General features: G+C 52.2%; 20 protein-coding genes. 3 read left to right on the top strand and 17 right to left on the bottom strand.

The features are described from left to right. Positions 1 to 17: 17 nt before the first annotated feature. Positions 18 to 1058, top strand: a complete 1041-nt coding sequence (locus ACCI51_RS03405; protein ID WP_371842604.1) for an alpha/beta fold hydrolase — start codon at positions 18 to 20, stop codon at positions 1056 to 1058. A gap of 285 nt (positions 1059 to 1343) precedes the next feature. Here ACCI51_RS03405 and ACCI51_RS03400 read toward each other — a convergent pair whose 3' ends face one another. The 15 genes from ACCI51_RS03400 to proC all read right to left on the bottom strand — a co-directional run bounded on the left by ACCI51_RS03400 (position 1344) and on the right by proC (position 16088). Next, the gene (locus ACCI51_RS03400; protein ID WP_299580595.1) at positions 1344 to 1673 is read right to left on the bottom strand and encodes a hypothetical protein; all 330 of its coding nucleotides are present in this window, start codon (positions 1671 to 1673) and stop codon (positions 1344 to 1346) included. A 292-nt stretch (positions 1674 to 1965) separates the two neighbouring features. After that, positions 1966 to 2478, bottom strand: coding sequence for a hypothetical protein (locus ACCI51_RS03395; RefSeq protein WP_371842603.1), 513 nt, complete (start codon positions 2476 to 2478; stop codon positions 1966 to 1968). A 156-nt stretch (positions 2479 to 2634) separates the two neighbouring features. Further along, entirely contained in the window at positions 2635 to 3090 is a 456-nt protein-coding gene (locus ACCI51_RS03390) for a hypothetical protein (protein ID WP_371842601.1), read from the bottom strand. A 696-nt stretch (positions 3091 to 3786) separates the two neighbouring features. Then, positions 3787 to 5250: a 4-hydroxy-3-polyprenylbenzoate decarboxylase gene (gene ubiD / locus ACCI51_RS03385; protein ID WP_371842600.1), complete on the bottom strand. Its 1464-nt coding sequence runs from the start codon at positions 5248 to 5250 to the stop codon at positions 3787 to 3789. A gap of 156 nt (positions 5251 to 5406) precedes the next feature. Next, positions 5407 to 5676 carry an RNA recognition motif domain-containing protein gene (locus tag ACCI51_RS03380; RefSeq protein WP_108731407.1) on the bottom strand — a complete coding sequence of 90 codons (270 nt, stop codon included), beginning with the start codon at positions 5674 to 5676 and terminating at the stop codon, positions 5407 to 5409. Between the two features lie 270 nt (positions 5677 to 5946). Continuing rightward, positions 5947 to 7206 carry a transcription termination factor Rho gene (gene rho, locus ACCI51_RS03375; protein ID WP_299580584.1) on the bottom strand — a complete coding sequence of 420 codons (1260 nt, stop codon included), beginning with the start codon at positions 7204 to 7206 and terminating at the stop codon, positions 5947 to 5949. A gap of 364 nt (positions 7207 to 7570) precedes the next feature. Then, positions 7571 to 7900: a thioredoxin TrxA gene (trxA, locus tag ACCI51_RS03370; protein WP_152450637.1), complete on the bottom strand. Its 330-nt coding sequence runs from the start codon at positions 7898 to 7900 to the stop codon at positions 7571 to 7573. A gap of 142 nt (positions 7901 to 8042) precedes the next feature. Then, the gene (gene hemW, locus ACCI51_RS03365) at positions 8043 to 9257 is read right to left on the bottom strand and encodes a radical SAM family heme chaperone HemW (protein WP_371842599.1); all 1215 of its coding nucleotides are present in this window, start codon (positions 9255 to 9257) and stop codon (positions 8043 to 8045) included. Then, complete coding sequence (rdgB, locus tag ACCI51_RS03360; protein ID WP_371842598.1) at positions 9244 to 9867, bottom strand: RdgB/HAM1 family non-canonical purine NTP pyrophosphatase; 624 nt, start codon at positions 9865 to 9867, stop codon at positions 9244 to 9246. Before rdgB ends, hemW begins: the two co-directional genes overlap by 14 nt. A gap of 132 nt (positions 9868 to 9999) precedes the next feature. After that, the gene (locus ACCI51_RS03355) at positions 10000 to 10443 is read right to left on the bottom strand and encodes a DUF4426 domain-containing protein (RefSeq protein ID WP_299580574.1); all 444 of its coding nucleotides are present in this window, start codon (positions 10441 to 10443) and stop codon (positions 10000 to 10002) included. Positions 10444 to 10579: 136 nt separating this feature from the next. Further along, a complete protein-coding gene (gene metW, locus ACCI51_RS03350; RefSeq protein WP_299580571.1) occupies positions 10580 to 11170 on the bottom strand; it encodes a methionine biosynthesis protein MetW in 591 nt (196 codons plus the stop codon). Then, entirely contained in the window at positions 11167 to 12366 is a 1200-nt protein-coding gene (metX, locus tag ACCI51_RS03345; RefSeq protein WP_371842597.1) for a homoserine O-succinyltransferase MetX, read from the bottom strand. Before metX ends, metW begins: the two co-directional genes overlap by 4 nt. Positions 12367 to 12469: 103 nt before the next feature. Beyond that, complete coding sequence (locus tag ACCI51_RS03340; RefSeq protein ID WP_371842596.1) at positions 12470 to 14437, bottom strand: dynamin family protein; 1968 nt, start codon at positions 14435 to 14437, stop codon at positions 12470 to 12472. A gap of 145 nt (positions 14438 to 14582) precedes the next feature. Then, complete coding sequence (locus ACCI51_RS03335) at positions 14583 to 15191, bottom strand: YggT family protein (protein WP_371842595.1); 609 nt, start codon at positions 15189 to 15191, stop codon at positions 14583 to 14585. A 63-nt stretch (positions 15192 to 15254) separates the two neighbouring features. Beyond that, complete coding sequence (gene proC, locus ACCI51_RS03330; protein ID WP_299580562.1) at positions 15255 to 16088, bottom strand: pyrroline-5-carboxylate reductase; 834 nt, start codon at positions 16086 to 16088, stop codon at positions 15255 to 15257. A 132-nt stretch (positions 16089 to 16220) separates the two neighbouring features. Between proC and ACCI51_RS03325 the strand changes: the two genes are divergently transcribed. Beyond that, positions 16221 to 18245 carry a S9 family peptidase gene (locus tag ACCI51_RS03325; RefSeq protein ID WP_371842594.1) on the top strand — a complete coding sequence of 675 codons (2025 nt, stop codon included), beginning with the start codon at positions 16221 to 16223 and terminating at the stop codon, positions 18243 to 18245. Positions 18246 to 18323: 78 nt separating this feature from the next. Here ACCI51_RS03325 and ACCI51_RS03320 read toward each other — a convergent pair whose 3' ends face one another. Both ACCI51_RS03320 and ACCI51_RS03315 read right to left on the bottom strand, forming a co-directional pair. Then, entirely contained in the window at positions 18324 to 18611 is a 288-nt protein-coding gene (locus ACCI51_RS03320) for a hypothetical protein (protein ID WP_371842593.1), read from the bottom strand. Between the two features lie 41 nt (positions 18612 to 18652). Then, positions 18653 to 19357, bottom strand: a complete 705-nt coding sequence (locus ACCI51_RS03315) for a YggS family pyridoxal phosphate-dependent enzyme (RefSeq protein WP_371842592.1) — start codon at positions 19355 to 19357, stop codon at positions 18653 to 18655. A 69-nt stretch (positions 19358 to 19426) separates the two neighbouring features. Here ACCI51_RS03315 and ACCI51_RS03310 point away from each other — a divergent pair, with 69 nt between their 5' ends. Further along, positions 19427 to 20461, top strand: coding sequence for a type IV pilus twitching motility protein PilT (locus ACCI51_RS03310; RefSeq protein ID WP_299580550.1), 1035 nt, complete (start codon positions 19427 to 19429; stop codon positions 20459 to 20461). The last annotated feature ends 35 nt before the right edge of the window (positions 20462 to 20496 follow it).

Below are 20496 nucleotides of genomic sequence, written 5' to 3'. Positions count from 1 at the left end.
TTTTTTGAAGCTTGCTCATGACACTACCGCAACAATGCCTCTCCACTCTCACCTTGCTATTTTTGATTCTCCTATCGAATTTTACGCTCGCTTCTGTTCCCTCCACCCAACCACAGGATATGTTACTGAGTGGCTACAACTATCCCTATCCGGTTAAAACGTTAGAGCTGTCCAAATTAGGACAACCTGCTTCCATGGCCTATATGGATGTCCCCTCAAGCACAGCTGCACCTGCCAGAGGTACGGTATTACTACTGCATGGCAAAAATTTTTCCGCTGCCTACTGGGCAGACAGCATCGCCGCGCTCACCGAACAAGGTTACCGGGTCATTGCCCCGGACCAAATCGGCTTCGGCAAATCGGACAAACCATTAATGCCGTACAACCTGCACGGTATGGCTGCAGATACCGAGGCTCTGCTCAACACACTTAAAGTGACTCGAGTATCTGTAGTTGGCCATTCCATGGGAGGTATGCTGGCGACGCGCTTCTCACTTATGTACCCAGAGATGGTGGAGAAGCTGGCTTTGATCAACCCTATCGGTTTGGAGGATTGGAGGCGCTTCGTCCCCTATGAGCCTTTGGAGCAAGCCATACTCAGAGAGCAGGCACAAACACCGGAGGGTATTAAGAACTATATGTTGAAGGCCTATTTCGATGGAAAATGGCGGGAATCCTACAACTCCCTACTGGATATCCAGGCCGGCTGGACACTGGGACCAGACTCCCGGCATATAGCCAAGATTGATGCCCTCACCTCAGAAATGGTGTTTACTCAACCGGTTTTGTATGAGTTCGCAGATCTCCAGGTACCCACCCTCCTGATTATCGGCACTCGGGATCGCACCGCGATTGGCCGTACCCGCGCTGCTGAACCCATCAGAAAGACATTGGGACGTTACGAGCTATTAGGCAAAAAAACCGCCTCCGTAATTCCAGGTGCGCAGCTAATAGAATTCGATGGTGTCGGGCACTTGCCACAGTTCGAAACCTTCAGCGATTATTTCAAGGCCCTAAGCGAGTTCCTCAAGGAGGAAACCCAGCAGGTTTCCGATTAGCAGGCTAGATATTAATCAGGCCCCGCCCAAACAGGCATTCTGGCCAAATAATATTTCCAAAAACTGCTACCAAATTCTCTGCGCAGAGAGTTTTCTTTAGGTCTGTAGAAATGACGCCCTGCTCTTATGGATAGACCTGCGCCTGAGAAACAGAGGGGAAAAGTTTAAAGAAAGACCTCTATAGGAGCGACGTTTGACTTGGACCAGATACCGAAAGAGCTTTCCAACAGAAATCACTGAGCAGTACCTGATCCGGGTAAATCAGAACATCATCGATCGGGAAGATTAGATATTTGCAAACATACCGGCAAAAAGTAGCATGGCCAAAAAAGTAATAATTCCCTGTAGTATTGCGATAATGATCGCTTTCAAAAATCCTGTACCTAAAACCAACATATAAGCGATTGCTGCCAATGGAATAGTCAAAAGAATCCCGGCACTGTCACTTACACCCGGTAGCATACCACCCACAATTCTCTGTACAATCAGCGCCAGTAAAAGTGCAAAAAGACAATGAAAAACCCCGGTATTTCTCGCTCCCATCATGGCAGCAGCCATCTTTAATGGCAGAACCAAAACCGCTACCATAATGATTACAAAAAGAATCAACTCCATGTTTCACCCCTCCCTCATATTGTAGTTATTTGGCCTAATCCCCAAGGCCATCATGATACAGAATGCATATCAGCCGTTTAGGGCCAGATAGAAATTTCACCAAATGGTAAATCCTGTAGCTGCTTGCATAATTAACCTGCAATATAGCAACGAAGTATAGAAGACATTGCATCATACTACCTAAGCTGTATCCCGTTGAGTTAGGCATACAAAAAAAGCTGACAGGATAATCATTGTCAGCTTTGATTAAGAGTAGAATAGATTAATATACAGAAAATAGAGATTTGGCAGTTTATTTGCGCACTAGGCGTATACTTGAGGGCCTTAGCTCTCCATTTTCCATATAGCTCTCTGTGCGGATGACCTTGCCATTCTCTAACCATTCAAAAGCCAAGCTGTGCTGATGGTTTGCCTCTAAATCCCCAAGATTGGTAGCATCCTTAAAAGAAAACTCAATCGGCCTGCTTTCAACACTTGAGGTGAGCTGCAAGCGGGGCTGGTTTCCCTGAGGGCAATAGTGGGTTGCCAATAAATTGCTATTATCTATGTGGTAGATAGTGAGCGAATGCGATTTCCCTTTATACAACCAATTCTCCACCAAAACAGAATCTGCGGCGGTCTGAGAAAATTTAATATGGAAATTTCCGGCTGTATCTCCCTCCTTCTTCCAATCTCCTTGAAGCAATTTCATTCGCTCGAATACAATCGAACTTTTCAGATCAACCTTCTCTGCATTGACTGTCAGCGACAAAAAACATATAGCAACTAAAAAATATTTAGTAACAGATTGTATTTTTCTAATCATAATGAATTATCCTTACCCCCCCACAACCTACCAGTCAAGAATATATTATTTTAGTAATAAGTTACCAAATTATAGAAATCAAAATTCAGAAATTTTTAGAAGACTTTTAAAAGTCTCCCAGACATTCTCTGTACTGGACTCTCTCATCACTCATTTTTACATTTGCATTAAGCGACTAGCAATACGCCTCATTGCATCGGCAGAGTTACCATCCATATCACGGTTCATCAGGATAATATAGCCATCCTTACGATTAGGGTCAAAATACATTGCCATAAATACTCCCAGTATCCGACCCCAGATGTTCCACAAATCCATCGGAATCTTGCCAAAAGGAGCCTTGCGAATCTGAAACGGATCTAGGTAATTGTCAGTGAAAAATTTCCTGCTAGAAGGCATCTGACAAAAAATTCGCTCCAGAATTGTCACAATTATGGGGTGCTGCCAGTAAGAAATCACTAAGGTCGTCAATACTGATGCGAATACCACCATCGGGGCACTGTGGCTTTCTTTGTACTCGAAAGGTGGGTTGATGTATCTTCCCATCAAATAATTTATTCTGCTTGATTCACTATCAGTGCAAAGACCTAAAAGTGGTATGCATTGCTCCATCTTATAGGGTACTGCTAGGGAACCTAGATCTATCCCGTTAAGCTTTCAGCTAGCATTCTCCATTTTCAAGCCTCGAAAAGCGCTTCCCTGCTATAGTTTGCATAGGATGCACCAGTTAATGATTCCACTAATAAATTCGCCAAACTTGTAGGAAAATTATTGTACTGGCGACGCTCTCCAGGCATAGCTTCCAAATAATGAGCCCCTTTATTGTACAGACTACCTTTCTCAGTAAGGAGAGAACGGAGGTGTTGCTCCAGACTAATTTAGGGATGACGATTTGCCGAGTAAATAGTGTAGCCATAGTAATCTGCAATCGCTGAAGAGTGACTTACCAAGCTCTTCGCCAGCCAATCCATATACTAACTGAACGAGAAGTTTACCCCCTTTTATTCTTGATAAGGCTATAACAGGAATGGCAGTCCCGGTGCTTTTCTTCTGCTCACTTAGTAGCATTGTCCAATTTTCGGAAATACCAACAGCCATTAGGCCGACTGCATAAAGTATTCTCATTTAAATACCCCCCACAATTCATCAAAGGCGGCAAATAAACCGATACCGGGATTCAACGTCCTCAGCTACATCCATATAGATGTAGGCTTGGGAAAATTTAGAATAATTACTATGAAACCATTAATTAGAGCGCCTCTATAGACGCTCTACAAATGAATAAAAAATGAGATGTCGGGATTATGCTTAAAGACCTAGCTTGGACCAGATTTCATCCACCTTCTGGACCACCTGTGAGTCTTTCTCAATAGGATTGCCCCACTCCCTGTTGGTTTCTCCCGGCCATTTGTTCGTGGCATCGAAACCCATCTTGGAGCCCAAGCCAGATACCGGCGAGGCAAAATCCAGATAATCAATCGGGGTATTTTCCACCATTACCGTATCCCGTGCCGGGTCCATACGAGTGGTCATAGCCCAAATTACATCATTCCAATCCCGCGCGTTAACGTCGTCATCGGTGACAATCACAAATTTAGTATACATAAACTGTCGCAGGAAAGACCAAACCCCCATCATCACCCGTTTGGCGTGACCCGCATACTGTTTCTTCATGGTCACTACCGCAAGACGGTAAGAACACCCCTCTGGTGGCAGGTAGAAATCGACTATTTCAGGAAATTGCTTCTGCAAAATTGGTACGAAGACCTCATTGAGTGCCTCACCTAAAATCGCCGGTTCATCTGGTGGTCTTCCGGTATAAGTGCTGTGATAAATGGGGTCTTTACGGTGGGTTATTTTCTCCACAGTAAATACTGGAAAGCGATCGACCTCATTGTAGTAACCGGTATGATCTCCATAGGGACCTTCATCCGCCATATCATCGGGATAGATAAACCCTTCCAATACATACTCAGCGCTGGCCGGCACCTGTAAATCACTAAGCAACGCGCCTGCCACTTCCGTTTTAGCGCCGCGCAGCAAGCCGGCAAAGGCGTATTCGGACAGGGTGTCCGGTACCGGAGTAACCGCTCCAAGTATCGTGGCTGGGTCCGCCCCCAAGGCCACCGCCACTGGGTAGGGCTTTCCAGGGTTTTGCTTGCACCAGTCACGATAATCCAGCGCGCCCCCTCTGTGGCTGAGCCAGCGCATAATCAGACGGTTTTTACCAATTAACTGCATTCGGTAAATACCCAGATTCTGACGCTGCTTCTCGGGTCCCCGGGTAATCACCAGCGGCCAAGTCACCAGTGGCGCGGCATCCCCAGGCCAACAGGTCTGAATGGGCAATACATGGAGGTCCACCTGAGATTTATCCAACACAACCTGTTGGCAGGCGGCGCTCTTAACCACCTTTGGTCCCATATTAAGCACTTGCTTAAAGACAGGTAATTTCTCCCAGGCATCGCGCAGATTCTCGGGTGGCTGTGGCTCTTTGAGAAAAGCGAGCAGTTGGCCAACCTCGCGCAGCTCACCAATACACTCGCGCCCCATTCCCAATGCCACTCTCTCAGTAGTGCCAAATAGGTTAGCCAATACTGGAGTATCGAATCCTACGGGATTTTCAAACAGCAAAGCAGGTCCCCCTGAGCGCAATACGCGATCAGAGATTTCTGTCATTTCCAGTTTGGGGTCTACAGGATATTGAATTCGTTTTAGCAGGCCACGCTTTTCCAACAACTGGATAAAGTCGCGCAGGTCTTTATATTTCATGCATTGCCGGTCGTGAAGAAGAAACCAGAACGCAGTGTAAAACAGAAATTACAAAATGGGGAATGGCGCCGGAATGGAGGGTGCTTAACAGAGGGGCTAGAAGCGGCCCGCAAGCGTTTAAGCTGCGGGCCGAAAAAATCTTAAGCTTGCCTAAGCTTAGAAGCGGGGGCGACGCGGACGATCTTCGCGAGGCTTAGCTTCGTTAACGCGGATGTTACGGCCAGACATAGGCTGGTCGTTCATCTCTTCGATGGCTTTACGTGCTTCGTCGTCGTTGGGCATTTCTACGAAACCGAAGCCCTTAGAGCGGCCAGTCTCACGGTCAGTAATTACAGTAGCCCGAGAGATCTCTCCGAATGCGCCGAAAGCTTCGTGCAGGTCGTCAGAGGTTACCGCGTAGGCCAGATTTCCAATATAGATATTCACAAAAGGTTCTCACTAGATGTGTGGGCTGTCGTGCAGTCACAAATGAATAACCAGCTCCACCAGATTATCCATTTGAGATTGACCCTTTTACGGAGTAAATCCTGGGCCAATTCGGTCGGGCGCCTCGCTATAAATTTCATACCCAGCGCCACGATGTGGAACTTTATATGCCTTATAGCTCGCCTTTTCAACATTAATTCGCGCAAATAATCACTTTGTGCGATCCAGAATATAAAAGGCGCCGGTATAGGCGCCTTTTATATATAAAAATTATTTCCGTTTCATGGATAGGAAGAATTCGTCATTACTCTTGAAATCCTTCAACTTGTCCACTAGGAACTCCGTTGATGCTACATCTTCCATATCGTGTAGCAATTTGCGCAGGATCCATACACGCTGAAGTTCACCCTCAGGCATCAACAGTTCTTCGCGACGCGTCCCAGAACGGCGCACGTTAATTGCCGGGTATACACGTTTTTCAGCAATCTTGCGATCCAACTGCAGCTCCATATTGCCGGTGCCTTTGAATTCTTCGAAAATTACTTCGTCCATCTTCGAGCCGGTATCGATCAGTGCAGTAGCAATAATAGACAGGCTTCCGCCTTCTTCAATGTTACGCGCAGCACCGAAGAAGCGTTTGGGGCGCTCGAGGGCATGGGCATCCACACCACCGGTTAGGACCTTGCCAGAACTCGGTACCGTGGTGTTATAAGCGCGCGCCAGACGGGTGATGGAATCGAGTAGAATTACCACGTCTTTTTTGTGTTCTACCAGGCGTTTAGCCTTTTCGATAACCATTTCAGCGACCTGAACGTGGCGTGCGGGCGGCTCATCGAAGGTAGAAGCAACCACCTCTCCACGCACCGAACGCTGCATCTCGGTCACTTCTTCCGGACGCTCATCAATCAGCAAAACAATGAGGTGGCACTCTGGATTATTGCGTGTAATGGCCTGGGCCATATTCTGCAACATAATAGTTTTACCGGCCTTGGGCGGCGCCACGATCAAGCCCCGCTGACCCTTTCCGATGGGGGCCACTAAATCGATAATGCGGCCGATCAGATCTTCAGAAGAGCCATTGCCACATTCCAAAGTCAGGCGATCATTAGGGAAAAGCGGGGTAAGGTTTTCGAAAAGAATCTTATTTCGGGCATTTTCCGGTTTATCAAAATTAATCTCGTTAACTTTTAATAAAGCGAAATATCTCTCACCCTCTTTGGGTGGGCGAATTTTCCCGGAAATTGAATCGCCCGTACGCAAATTAAATCGGCGAATCTGACTAGGGGAGACATAAATATCGTCCGGCCCTGCGAGATAAGAGGAATCAGCGGAACGCAAAAACCCGAAACCATCCTGAAGGATTTCCAATACGCCGTCGCCATAGATATCTTCACCGCTTTTCGCGTGGCGTTTGAGAATATTGAAAATAATATCCTGTTTGCGTGACCGAGCCAGATTTTCCAGGCCCATGCCTTTGGCTATTTCAATCAACTCTTCAATGGGTTTAGTTTTTAATTCGGAGAGATTCATACCAATTGCTTATTAAGGTTTCTGTTGTCATTGGCGCGGACACGCCGGAATAATTTGGGGAGGGGTTTGAAAATCAGAGATTTGCTCGTCAATTTTGCCCGGTACACCAGGACTCCATGCCTATCAAAAGCGTAATACTCATTGGGCTTTAGCTCTCCTACTCTACAGGAAAAGCTATCTCAATTAAGCTCAACTCGAGGAATAAATACGCCGGGAATGGTCAAGGACCTATGGGGGGGCGTTTTCTTCAGCTGGTCGTTACCGATCCCACAGCTGACTGAACTATTACAGAATTACAGCCAGTATAACGGCTGTTTCTCATCCTGCAAAGAAATTTGCCCTCTGCAGGATGAATTGGCCGAGATTAAAGCTGGCTGTCAATGAACTCAGTTAATTGAGCGCGAGACAGTGCCCCAACCTTGGTACCTTCCACATTGCCACCTTTAAACAGCAATAGGGTAGGTATACCGCGAACATTGTACTTGGCCGGTGTTTCCTTATTGGCATCCACGTCAACCTTAACGATCTTTAGCTTTTCGCCATAGTGACCTGCCAGGTCTTCCAGGACCGGAGCGATCATTTTGCACGGGCCGCACCATTGAGCCCAGAAGTCCACCAACACCGGACCTTCAGCTTTGAGAACCTCAGCTTCGAACTCAGCGTCGGTTACGTTGATGATTGCGTGCTCGCTCATATTGCTTTCCTGTTCTTTAGTTACTCGATGCGGGGCCTCCGCAGGCGTAGCATCTCGCGATGCCGGCTGTGGGATACAGCTGGACTACGCCGGTTAGCCCGTAGATTGGGGCGTTAATTCAGTTTTCAAGCCCAAGCCAACATCACGCTTGCTCTAGGAAGCGCTGAAGAATCTCATCAAGATAGTCGAAGCCAAAAGCGGTGGCAGCGATGCACTGCTCCAGTGGCTGTACGAGATCCATCGCCATCAGGCCAGACCAATGGCGCTGCAAAACCTCTATAGGCAGGCCTGTATAGCGCTCAAAAGTATCCAGAGGCACCCCTTCCACTAGGCGCAGTGCATTCATCAGGAACTCCAAGGACAAATCCTCGGCCTCAATCGGATCGCTATGGGGTTCGGATAGTGCGCGGTGCAACAGCGCTCTGGTATCGGGTGTTATTGCCAAATAGTCTCTGGGTGTACGTGTACGGCGACTGCGAAGTATCTGTCCTTCCTCCGGAAGAGTGACCTTGCCGTGAGCACCAGCACCGATTCCCAGGTAATCGCCAAACCCCCAATAATTGAGATTATGACGGGATTCCAGGCCCTTGCCGCTGTAGGCGGAGACCTCGTAACGCAAATACCCTTCCGAGGCGAGAAAGTCACGGCCACGACTCTGCATACTGGCAATAAGCTGCGATCCCGGCGTAGAGGGTGGTGCGCTGTAGAAGGCCGTATTCGGCTCTATGGTGAGCTGGTACCAAGAGATATGCTCTGGGGCCAGGGTAACGGCGCGATGCAGGTCTTCCAACGCCTCGGCCTCAGTCTGTCCGGGCAGACCGTGCATAAGGTCGAGATTAATATTATCGAAGCCTGCGCGGCGAGCCATGTCCAGGGCCCTGCTGGCCTCCTCACCACTGTGGATACGGCCCAAGTTATGCAGCTGAGTGCTGCTGAAACTCTGCACACCGATCGAGAGGCGATTGACCCCTGCGGCGCGATAACCAGTAAATTTTTCCTGCTCAAAGGTTCCTGGGTTCGCCTCCAGGGTAATCTCAATACTCTCGCTGAACCCCACAAGTTCCTCGGCCATAACCAGAATTTGCCCGATGGCCTCGGGGGAGAAAAGGCTCGGGGTGCCACCACCAAAGAAAATCGACTGCAGCTTGCGCCCCTGCACCCAGGAGAGCTGGCTGATTAAGTCGAGGCGCAACTGCGCCACGTAATCTGCCTGGGGTAACGCATACTCTGTATCCGTATGGTCCCTGGCCGCCTGGTGGGAATTGAAGTCACAATAGGGGCATTTGCGCACACACCATGGGATATGCACGTAGAGACTGAGCGGCGGTAACTGCAGGCCGTGCTTACTGGCCAGCAAGGTCGATACCCCGCATATTTTCTCGCCACATCACTTCAAATTGAGCCACAGCCTGGGCGCGGTGGCTGAGACGATTTTTTACTTCGCGCGGCAGCTGAGCAGAGGTCATCCCCTCAGAGGCCACATAAAACAGGGGGTCGTAGCCAAACCCTTGCTCTCCCACAGGTTCACTGAGTATGCGGCCGCGCCACTGAGCGTTGCACACCAGAGGCACGGGGTCGTCGAAACTGCGCACGAAGGCCAGGGCACAGTGAAAGCTGGCGCTGCGTCGTATTTCTTCGACGCCTTCGAGGGCCTCAAGCAGTTTGATGTTGTTACGCTTATCCGTGGCACCATCTCCGGAATATCGCGCCGAGTAAATGCCCGGTGCGCCCCCAAGGGCATCCACCGCCAAGCCGGAATCATCCGCCAGCGCAGGGAGGCCACTGACCTGACTCGCGTGTCGCGCCTTGATCAAGGCATTTTCAATAAAGCTCAGCCCGGTCTCCTCGGCATCGGTAACTCCGAACTCCGATTGGGGCAGGACCTCGATATCCCAGCTGTTAAAAAGCTGAGAAAACTCGCGCAATTTGCCGGCGTTGCCGCTGGCCAGAACAATTTGTTTTAACATGCGGTATCAAATAAAAAACGGGCACTGGGCCCGCAATAGATTCAGTTTAAAGGGACTGCTCTCTGCTACAAAACGGCCGAAAGCCATATTGACTAGAGGGAAATCACTCACCCAGACAGTCAACCAAAACCCCTAGAGCTTGCGGCGGAAAGTAACCGTCTCTTTCTTGCCATTGGGCAGAGTCACATCCACATTGAAAGTGAGAGTCTCTTCATTCTCAAAGCGCAGTGGCGCCAGGTAGTAAACCGCGTCACCCTCGCGGATTTCGGTAAATTTTAGCGGTCGTGACTGTTGAATCAGATTGGTCGCATTACCCGACATCTCGGCGCTGAGCCCTTTGGCGCCGCCAACTTTTTTTACAACAGCAACATTGACGTAAGCCCGGTCTTTGGCGCGCACCAATTGGTATTTTTGCGCGATATCCGGCTGGATAAAATCACTGTTGAATACAGAATAAACAACCCGATAATCACCGAAATCCTCATAATTCTTAATAATGCGGGCCTGTTGCGCAACTGCGCCGGCGGCGAGGAAGAGCAGGGCCAAAGTGGCAGCTGCAGCAAAAATACGTCTCACGGGTCACCTCCAATTGTTATGAGCGCGATTCACCAGGAGAATCGCGTATTTCCCAGTGGCTGACCTCAAAGTGGCAACCACGCAAACCTGCGATTTACCCCAAAGTGATGAAACAAAACTTGGCGCAGATATTAGTTTAGCGAGTTAGATGGTAGATCGCGGTCTCACCAAATAAATTTGGCAAAAAGTCTTTGAGGGTTACCCCCAATTTCGACTCGGATACTACCTCCCGGTGCAAAATAGTCCAATCGTTCTGCCGGCACAGTACTTCGAAGTCACGGAAAGTACAAAAGTGAATATTGGGTGTGTCATACCATTCAAAAGGTAATAAATCGGAAACCGGCATTTGCCCAGAAAATGTCAAGTGCCAGCGGGCCTTCCACTGCCCAAAGTTGGGGAATGTAATGATGCAATCGCGTCCCACTCTGAGCATTTCCCGTACCACAAGGTGCGGGTGCCTCAATGTTTGCAGCGCCTGGGTCATCACCACCGTATCAAAGCTCGCATCGGCAAAATTGGTGAGTCCCGTATCCAGATTTTGCTCCACCACATTGACGCCACGCTGCACACAACGGGTAATCTGCTCTGGATCTATTTCCAGGCCGTAACCGGTAACCCCTTTTTTCTTACCCAGCTGCTCTAACAGTTCGCCATCGCCACAACCCAGGTCCAACACACGGCTGCCTGGGGCGATCCACGCCTGGATTGCATTGAGGTCTATCCTCATCGGTGCAGCCCCGCTGCCTGTTCGGCCGCTACTCTCTGCATGTATGCGCGGAAAACACCTTCGTAGCGCCTGTTCGGCAGCAGAAAGGCGTCGTGGCCCATAGCGGACTCAATTTCGGCATAACTGACCGATAGGTTGGCGTGCATCAGCGCATCGGCGATTTCCCGCGAGCGTCCGGGGGCAAAGCGCCAATCGGAAGTAAAGGAAATCAATAGAAAGCGACAGCGCGCATGAGTGAAAGCCGCCACCGGATCGTCATCGTATTCCCGCGCAAGATCAAAGTAATCCAGTGCGCGAGTCATAAGGATGTAGGTATTTGGGTCGAAACTACTGGAAAAGCGATCGCCCTGATAGCGCAAGTAGCTCTGGATTTGAAACTCTACCTCTTCGCCAGTACCTTGCTGGAAACTGCCGGAGCGCAACTCCCGGCCAAACTTGTGCGCCAAACCATCATCGGAGAGATAGGTGATATGGCCGATCATCCGAGCCACCGCTAGGCCGCCGCGTGGTAACTTCCCCTCCTCCAAGTAGCGCCCCCCGCAGAAATCCGGATCTGAAATAATCGCCTGGCGCGCCGTTTCATTAAAAGCGATATTTTGCGCCGAAAGTTTCAGCGCCGAAGCAATAACCACACAGTGACGCAGTCGCTCCGGGTACTCCAGTGACCAACGCATGGCCTGCATGCCTCCCAGACTACCGCCAATCACGGCGGCCCACTGCTCAATACCCAACACATCCGCCAGGCGCGCCTGGCTGTGCACCCAGTCGCGCACCCTTAGAGCGGGAAAGTCCGGTCCCCAGGGTTTGTCGGTAGCGGGATTAATGGCGGCTGGCCCGGTAGAACCATGGCAACCGCCCAGGTTATTCAGGGCCACCACGAAAAATGTATTGGTATCAATGGGTTTGCCGGGGCCAATGTAGTGATCCCACCACCCCGGGTGCTTGTCCTCAGGGCTGTGCCGGCCGGCGGCGTGATGATGGCCGGATAATGCATGGCAAATTAACACCGCATTGCTTTTATCGGCATTCAACTCGCCATAGGTCTCATAGACCAGGGTGTAATCCTGTAAAACACGACCACAGGCCAACGGCAGTGCTTCGCAAAACTTGTGGCTCTTCGCGGCAACGAGGCCTACTGAGCTCGCCTCGGCGGAGCTCGTTGCCTCATGGGAGGCGCTGGGATTTTCCGTGGACAAAGTAATAATATCTGTCGGGTTATTTAGCGGTTGGCGATTGCCAGAGCAGCAAGTGTACGGGAGTGCTATAACTTCTGACAATTGCCAACCGCCGCTGGGTACCTCAAGTATTTAGGGCCGGCTTCAACGGGGTGACATTGTGCGCGCGCGGCGCGGGAGCCAGAGGCTGTGGTGCCGAGGCACTGTGGCGCAACAACTCTTCCAGTCCCGACAAAGCCCGATCATTGCGCAGCACTTCATCTTCCAATGTGCGTAAATCCGTATGCTGACTCTGAGTTTTCTGCTTCAGCTCAGTGAGTTTGATCAGGTGACGGTTTAACAGGTGTTTTTGATACTGAGTATGCTGTTTCAGTGGTTCCAACGCTTGTTCCAACCAGTTTTCTGCAGCGCCGCTCATCTGGGTGTACAGGCGCCCAACCTCACTGGCCAGAGTGGTGACAAAGCGCTCGCTGAGGCGATTGCGCCTCGCCAGTAGAAGTTGTGGAGAGCGCCGCAGCTGAGCCGCCTGGCGATGCAAACCGCGCAAAGTGAGGCGGAATTTGCGAATGGTGAAGTACTGCTCGGCATCCTCCACCTTCTTCAGGCTGGAGCGCTCAAAAATTGCATCCAGCAGTCGATTCGCCTGATCGACTTCGCGCTCCAGGTTGGCGAGCTGGCCGTCGACCCCCTCCATAAAAGCATCGATCGCCTTGGCGAGCCCCATAGGAGTCCAGCGCTTATGTAATGCCTTACTGGTTTCATCGATCAACAATTGCAGCTGCTGCATGGTAATTGGAGCCAACAAGGAGGTGCTCTGCCGCATAAGCATGCGCTGACTGGATTTCATTGTGAGCAACTCCTGGTGGCACAGCTTGTGCTGCTCGCGCACGGTTTGCTGCAACTGGCCCAGCTCGGCCAGTTGTTCCTCGGTGCTGCCACTGTTGCGCTGTAGGTGCACCAACGCTGCACGCCCGCTATTGAGACGGCGCTTGAGCAAATCGCGGGTGTCCGCCATTAAAGTGAGGGCCTGGTGCAGTGAGCGGTGCTCCGCTACTTTCTGGCGATGCTCCAGCAGACGCTGGACCAGCAGCTTTTCAAAATCGGTGAAGCGGCTGTTGCGCAATAGCTCTGCGTCTTGTTGCTGGCGCGCCAACAGGGCCATTTTGGCCGAAACTCCTGCGACGCTTTCCAGCGGTAGAGAAAGCAGCTTGGCAACCTGTGCACGCATGCGTCGCAGCAACTGCTGCGCATCCTCATCGGGATCGTCCCAGAGAACATCCACTTTATTGAGCAGCGCCATAACTGAGGTGCCACGATGATCGCGCAGGGGAGCCAGGTGGGTCTCCCACATATTCATATCGGTGCCGCTGACACCGGCATCTGCGGCCAGCAAAAACGCCACCGCCTGAGCACCGGGTAGGGTACTCAGGGTGAGCTCCGGCTCATTACCGAGAGCGTTCAGTCCCGGCGTATCGATAATACGCAAGCCCTGATCTAAGAGGGGATGTGGCAGACAAATCAGCGCATAACGCCAAGCGGGGATTTCCACCAAGTTACCCTTGTCATCCAGGTGGCGGCGGTCAAAACCGTAGCGCGCCGCCTCCTCGGGTAATACCGATTTAGTCGCGGCGACTTTCAGCAGGGCCTCACGGGTGGCCTCGGGGTCATTTGCATCGAATTCGTGGGTGACCCACTTTTGCGGAATCCTCCGGAAACTCTCCAGGCTGGTATTGGTTGCCAAAGTCTCAATAGGCAACAGACGCAGGCTGGCGCGTTCACCGCCATCACTGAAAATCTCCGTTGGACACATGGTAGTGCGCCCAGGTTTCGAGGGTAACAGTCGCTGGCCATAGGTCTGCGCCAGAAGAGCGTTGATCAGTTCTGTCTTACCGCGGGAAAACTCACCGACAAATACCAGTGTGAACTGATCATCGGTGAGAAGCGCTCGGGCCTGCTGGACAACCTGGCAGGCACCGGCGGAGTTGGGGAAGTGTTGCTGTAACCACTGGCTGAAACGGGCAAACTGCCGGTCCAGGTTCTTCTTCCAACGGTCGTACTCGGCAATGTGCTGGCGTAAAAGTGCGTCTTCCATTTCACAGTGTTCTTGTTATTTATACTCTGCAATTATCGGCCAAGCCCCTTTACATTGGGTTTGGCCGACAGCCGTTAGTATAAAAGTCTAACACCGCGCCAGATGCGATCCAGTACGCGTGGCGGAAAATCTGTAGAGAAAGGATTCAAAAACCGGGAATATGCCAAAAAAGGCTGTAGACGAAGGGCGGCATATTCGCCATACCGGCAAACCCGAGCAGTAATTTATCGGCCACGGTAAGCAAGATAAATACAAAGATCGGACTGATATCGATCACCCCCAGTGGCGGAATCAAACGGCGAATCGGCGCGCAAAAAGGTTCCAGTAACTGGCGCAGCAACATCAGTGCCGGGTGGCTGCTCTGTGGGGCGATCCAGCTAAACACAATAGAGATCAGCATGCCCACAAACACTACCGCGATCACCGTGGCGACGCAGCCAATCAGGGACCAGAGCAGCGCACTCAGCGGATTAAACAGGCCAAAACCGGCAAGTAGTCCACAAGCCAGGATCATCACCAATCCAACGAGCAGGGCCAATACCACAGAGGCCATATCCAGGCCGAAAAGCCCTGGCACCGCTTTGCGCAGTGGCAGCAGCAACGGGTTAGTAACTTTTACGATGCCCTGGGAAATCGGATTGTAAAAATCGGCCCGGGCCAACTGCAGTAAAAAGCGCATCAAGACCGCAAACAGAAACAGGATGCCCAGGGTAGCCACCAGGAAAACGCCGATATTGCTAAAGGTACTTGTCATTGAAAAACCCTAAAGAGTGATTAGCTCGCGGCGCAGCCTGCACCATCGTTTTTGTCGAGTTGTTTAACGGTCCAGTTCGCGGGCCATCTCCGCAGCGCGCTCGGCGCAGTCGCGCATGGCATCGGCGACCAGTTGCGGCAGTCCGCCCTGCTCAAAGCGCTTTACTGCGCGTTCGGTAGTCCCTCCTGGGGACATTACATTGCGCTTCAACTGAGCCACGTCCACATCGCTGGCCATGGCCAGTTTGGCGGCGCCCAGGGCAGTTTGCAATACGAGGCGCTCGGCATCGGCGCGGGCAAAGCCACTGGCTGTGGATGCGTCGATCATCGCCTCCATAAACTGGAAGAAATACGCCGGCGCCGACCCGGCCACGGCGATCACTTGATCTATGCCCTCCTCCTGCTCCACCCACAGGGAGATACCCACTGCGTTCACTATGCGTTCGGTGATCGTGCGGTGTTCTGCCGTTACTGCCTCGTCCGCATAGAGCCCGGTTACCCCGGCGCGCACCAGGGCTGGTGTGTTGGGCATGGCGCGAACGATGGGCAGGTACTCGCCCAACCAGCGCTGGTAGGCAGCCAGGGGAATACCCGCAGCCAGGGTAATAATCAGCGGCGCGCGCTCTGCCAGATGTGGACGCAAATCCATACACAAAGCACGCATCATCTGCGGTTTAACAGACAACACAATCACATCGGCTTCATTAATAGCAGCGATATTATCGTCATGCGCTACCACACCGTGGCGCTTGGCAAAGGCCTCGAGCTTGAGCGGATCGCGCCCAGTCGCCACTATCTGACTGGTAGGGTAACCCGACGCCAGTAGCCCCCCGATAACTGCGCCGGCCATATTGCCGGCCCCACCAATAAATACGATATTCGGATCTGTTGTATTCACACGTATTACCTCGGCCCACCTGATGTGGATCTGACTTGCTACTCTGCCCTCTCGGGAATACCGGTAATATGTGGTCGGCATATTCCAATAACAAGAGAGGCGCGCCCCTGCGCCGTAGCCAAGGAGAATAATATGAAGAAGTGGCATCACTTACTAAGCGTAATATTCATAGGGACTGCGGCTGTTGCCAGCGCGGTAGAGACCCGTACCGAAAATAACGGCCAGCTGCTGTTGGAGGACATTCCTCCTATTCCGCAAAACTTGGTCGAAGAACTCAACCGCTACCAAAATGTGCGCTCGGCCAGCTTTCGCGGCTGGGATATGGATGGCACGGGCATGTACATCAGCACCCGTTTCGGCGAAGTCGAGCAACTGCACAAAGTAGAGCACGCCGGTGGCGTTCGCCGTCAGCTCACTTTTTTTGAAGAGCCCATCAATGAGGTCGCCACCCGGCCACAACAGCGGCAGCTGGCCTACACCATGGACGCCGGCGGCAACGAATACGCACAGGTTTTCTTGTTCGACCGTGTCAGCGGCAAAAGTGAGAGGCTCAGCGACGGCAAGTCCCGCAACAGCGTTCTCACCTGGAACAAGCAAGGCTCCGCACTGGCCTACCAGAGCACCCGCCGCGACGGCAGAGCCAACGACATCTGGCTGACCACCTTTGTCGGCAATAAAAAAACGGACCGACTGATCCTGAAGTCGGAAGATGGCAGCTGGTGGGGGCCGATTAGCTTCTCCCAGTCCGGCAGCCAGTTGCTGGTCCTGCAATACGTTTCCTCTACCCGATCCAAGGTACACCTACTGGATCTGGATAGCGGTGAGGTAACTTTACTCGCAGGAGACGGTGAAGAAGATTCGCGCAACTTCCCTGCCGGCTTCAGTTACGACGACCGCTCTGTATTTTTGGTGAGCGACAAGGGGAATGAGTTCACTCGCCTGATTCGCAAAGACCTTGCCAGCGGTGATGAAAAGGTGATCACTACCGATATTCCCTGGGATATCAGTAACTTTACTCTCAGTGACGACGGCCGACGAGGCGCCTTCGTGGCTAACGAAAATGGGGTATCGGCCCTTTATCTCTACGACCCACGCAGCGACCGCTACCGCAGGGAGGATTCACTGCCTATTGGGGTTATTGGTAGTAACGGCGGCATCGGTGGAATGCAGTTCAACCCCCGCGGTGACAAGCTGGCAATGTCGCTGAACACCCCAAGAACTCCAACCGACACCTTTGTGTTGGCATTAGGTCGGCGCCCACTATCAAGTAACAACCTCAACCGCTGGACCTTCAGCGAAGTGGGAGGCCTGAATACCGAGCAGTTTATCGAGCCGGAACTAGTGCACTACCCCACTTTCGACAAGGTGGAGGACGAGCCGCGCAAAATCCCCGCCTTTGTCTACAAACCTCGTAATACCAAGGGGCCCGCTCCAGTAATCATTTCCATCCACGGTGGCCCCGAAGGTCAATATCGCCCGACGTTTTCCAGCCAATACCAGCTGTGGCTGCAGAAGCTGGGGGCAGCGGTGATCGCCCCAAATGTGCGCGGCTCGGCCGGTTATGGCAAAAGCTATCTGGCCATGGATAACGGTTATAAACGCGAGGACTCGGTGAAGGATATCGGGGCCTTACTGGACTGGATTGCCACCCAGCCAGACTTGGACGCTGAACGTGTCGCGGTGTTCGGAGGCAGCTATGGCGGATATATGGTGCTGGCCAGCAGTGTTCACTATTCCGACCGCCTTAAAGCGGCCGTGGATATTGTGGGCATCTCCAATTTTGTCACCTTTCTCACCAACACCAAGAGCTATCGCCGCGACCTGCGCCGGGTGGAATACGGCGATGAGCGCGACCCTGAAATGCGCGCCTTTCTAGAGAACATCAGCCCCAGTAACAATGTCGAGGACATCCAGGTACCCATGTTTGTGGTTCAGGGGCAAAACGATCCCCGTGTCCCTGTCACTGAAGCCGAACAGATCGTCGCGGCTTTGCGTGAGAACGGCAACCGGGTTTGGTATATGAATGCATTGAACGAGGGACACGGTTATCGCAAGAAAGAAAACAGCGATGTCTTCACCCAAGCGACCGCACTCTTTTTCGCCGAACACCTGCTCGGCGAAACACAGAAAGAAAAACTGACCTCAATTGCGCAGTAGCAAGAAATGCTACTTAACTTCAAACAAATATAAACGGTCCTCACGGGCCGTTTATATTTTCTCGCGGCGACTGTAAAACTAAAGCGGCTTGAGTCTCAGTGTCTCTGCAATCGCAATCAGGTTGAGAGCTATGGCCAGTACCCAAAGCCAGTAGCGGCTCTCCGGCCACAACGCCTGGGAAACTGTGCGGCTTAAAAAATTCGTAATCAGAGATGCCTTGGGAAGCACGAAAGAAAGCGCACAGAGAAAAGCCAACCACTCCAGCGCTATCCAGGTAACCATCAAGCTGTGCGCTATAGAAAGAGATATCACCGCGCATAGCGTCAATCCCAGTAATATCACCTCGAGAATCCCCGACCGTTTCATTTATCCCTTCCCCATCAACATCGGGTCAACGATCTACCGTTTCACTCAGGGTAATTGCGCACGCCAAAAATATCTGTGCCAATGCGCACAATGGTGGCACCGCAGGTAATAGCCGCCTCCATATCCGCAGACATCCCCATAGAGAGAGTATCCAACTGCTCCTCAGGAAATGCCTCGCGCAGAGACTGCAGCAGTCGCGCCAGTTCGATAAAAGGTTTGCGCTGCGCCTGCCTATTCGGCCGCGCCGCAGGAATCGCCATCAGACCCCGCAGGCGCAATCCCGGCAATTGTACAACTTCACGCGCCAACCCCTCCAATTCTTGTGGAGCTATGCCAGACTTGCTCTGCTCATTATCGATATTCACCTGCAAACAAATATTGAGGGGAGCCAAGGTATCCGGGCGCTGGGATGATAGGCGCTGGGCAATTTTTAGGCGGTCCACAGTATGTATCCACTGAAATCGCTCTGCCACCGCGCGGCTTTTATTCGACTGTAGCGGCCCGATAAAATGCCAGCGAATATCCAGATCGCTCAGCGCGTCCTGTTTTTCCAGGGCCTCCTGCAGGTAGTTTTCACCGAAGTGACGCTGGCCGGCCGTATAAGCGCTGCGTAAATCCTCAGCGGGACGAGTTTTGGAAACCGCCAGCAGGGTGATTTCTGCGGGATCGCGATCGCAGTTGTTGCAGCAGGTCACAATCCGCTCACCTACTGCATTCAGGTTTTCGACGATTGTCTCTTTGCGCATATACTGAGGCCCTTACCGAAATGAGCGGCGATTTTACCTGAGCCCAAACAAGAACCATAAGGTAGCAGTATGGATATCACTGAACTCCTCGCCTTCAGCGCCAAACAAAACGCCTCGGATTTGCACCTTTCCGCCGGCCTCCCCCCCATGATCCGGGTAGATGGCGACGTGCGCCGCATCAACCTGCCCTCCATGGAACACAAGCAGGTGCACGGCCTGATCTACGAGATCATGAACGACAAACAGCGCAAGGATTACGAAGAGTTTCTCGAAACCGACTTCTCTTTCGAAGTACCCGGTGTGGCGCGTTTTCGTGTCAATGCCTTCAACCACAACCGCGGCGCCGGTGCGGTGTTCCGGACCATTCCCTCCAAGGTGCTCACCATGGAAGACCTGGGTATGGGTCAGGTCTTTAAGCAGATTTCCGATACCCCGCGCGGCCTGGTACTGGTAACCGGGCCCACCGGCTCCGGTAAGTCCACCACCCTCGCCGCGATGATGGACTACATCAACGACAACAAGTACGAGCATATCCTCACCATTGAGGACCCCATCGAATTCGTACACGAATCAAAAAAATGCCTGGTGAACCAGCGTGAGGTGCATCGGGATACCCATGGCTTTGCCGAGGCATTGCGCTCGGCTCTGCGTGAAGACCCGGATATTATCCTGGTGGGTGAGATGCGCGATCTGGAGACCATTCGCCTGGCACTGACCGCTGCGGAAACCGGTCACTTGGTATTCGGCACCCTACACACCACCTCCGCCGCCAAGACCATCGACCGGGTGGTAGACGTATTCCCGGCACAAGAGAAAGCGATGGTGCGCTCCATGCTATCGGAATCCCTGCAGGCGGTGGTCTCCCAGACCCTGATGAAGAAAAATGGCGGCGGCCGGATCGCTGCACACGAGATTATGCGCGGTACCCCGGCGATCCGTAACCTGATTCGCGAAGACAAGATCGCGCAGATGTACTCGGCCATCCAGACCGGCGCCAGCGTCGGCATGCAGACCATGGACCAGTGCCTGGAAGACCTGGTCGCCCGACGTATCATCAGCCGCGAAGTCGCGCGGGAAAAAGCCAAGATGCCGGATAATTTTTAAGCGTCACAGCTCGCGGGCTCACAAGCGGGCCCACC

This window comes from Microbulbifer echini, assembly GCF_041447225.1.
GTDB lineage: Bacteria > Pseudomonadota > Gammaproteobacteria > Pseudomonadales > Cellvibrionaceae > Microbulbifer > Microbulbifer echini.
This window is presented reverse-complemented; position numbering and strand designations above follow the sequence as displayed.

What these genes read in the sequence shown, in the direction of transcription:
- ACCI51_RS03325 (WP_371842594.1), top strand. Translation starts at nt 16,221, where the DNA reads ATGAAGAAGTGGCATCACTTACTAAGCGTAATATTCATAGGGACTGCG.
- ACCI51_RS03405 (WP_371842604.1), top strand. Translation starts at nt 18, where the DNA reads ATGACACTACCGCAACAATGCCTCTCCACTCTCACCTTGCTATTTTTG.
- ACCI51_RS03390 (WP_371842601.1), bottom strand. Translation starts at nt 3,090, where the DNA reads ATGGAGCAATGCATACCACTTTTAGGTCTTTGCACTGATAGTGAATCA.
- ACCI51_RS03400 (WP_299580595.1), bottom strand. Translation starts at nt 1,673, where the DNA reads ATGGAGTTGATTCTTTTTGTAATCATTATGGTAGCGGTTTTGGTTCTG.
- ubiD (WP_371842600.1), bottom strand. Translation starts at nt 5,250, where the DNA reads ATGAAATATAAAGACCTGCGCGACTTTATCCAGTTGTTGGAAAAGCGT.
- ACCI51_RS03310 (WP_299580550.1), top strand. Translation starts at nt 19,427, where the DNA reads ATGGATATCACTGAACTCCTCGCCTTCAGCGCCAAACAAAACGCCTCG.
- ACCI51_RS03395 (WP_371842603.1), bottom strand. Translation starts at nt 2,478, where the DNA reads ATGATTAGAAAAATACAATCTGTTACTAAATATTTTTTAGTTGCTATA.
- rdgB (WP_371842598.1), bottom strand. Translation starts at nt 9,867, where the DNA reads ATGTTAAAACAAATTGTTCTGGCCAGCGGCAACGCCGGCAAATTGCGC.
- rho (WP_299580584.1), bottom strand. Translation starts at nt 7,206, where the DNA reads ATGAATCTCTCCGAATTAAAAACTAAACCCATTGAAGAGTTGATTGAA.
- metW (WP_299580571.1), bottom strand. Translation starts at nt 11,170, where the DNA reads ATGAGGATAGACCTCAATGCAATCCAGGCGTGGATCGCCCCAGGCAGC.
- ACCI51_RS03340 (WP_371842596.1), bottom strand. Translation starts at nt 14,437, where the DNA reads ATGGAAGACGCACTTTTACGCCAGCACATTGCCGAGTACGACCGTTGG.
- ACCI51_RS03315 (WP_371842592.1), bottom strand. Translation starts at nt 19,357, where the DNA reads ATGCGCAAAGAGACAATCGTCGAAAACCTGAATGCAGTAGGTGAGCGG.
- ACCI51_RS03320 (WP_371842593.1), bottom strand. Translation starts at nt 18,611, where the DNA reads ATGAAACGGTCGGGGATTCTCGAGGTGATATTACTGGGATTGACGCTA.
- ACCI51_RS03335 (WP_371842595.1), bottom strand. Translation starts at nt 15,191, where the DNA reads ATGACAAGTACCTTTAGCAATATCGGCGTTTTCCTGGTGGCTACCCTG.
- trxA (WP_152450637.1), bottom strand. Translation starts at nt 7,900, where the DNA reads ATGAGCGAGCACGCAATCATCAACGTAACCGACGCTGAGTTCGAAGCT.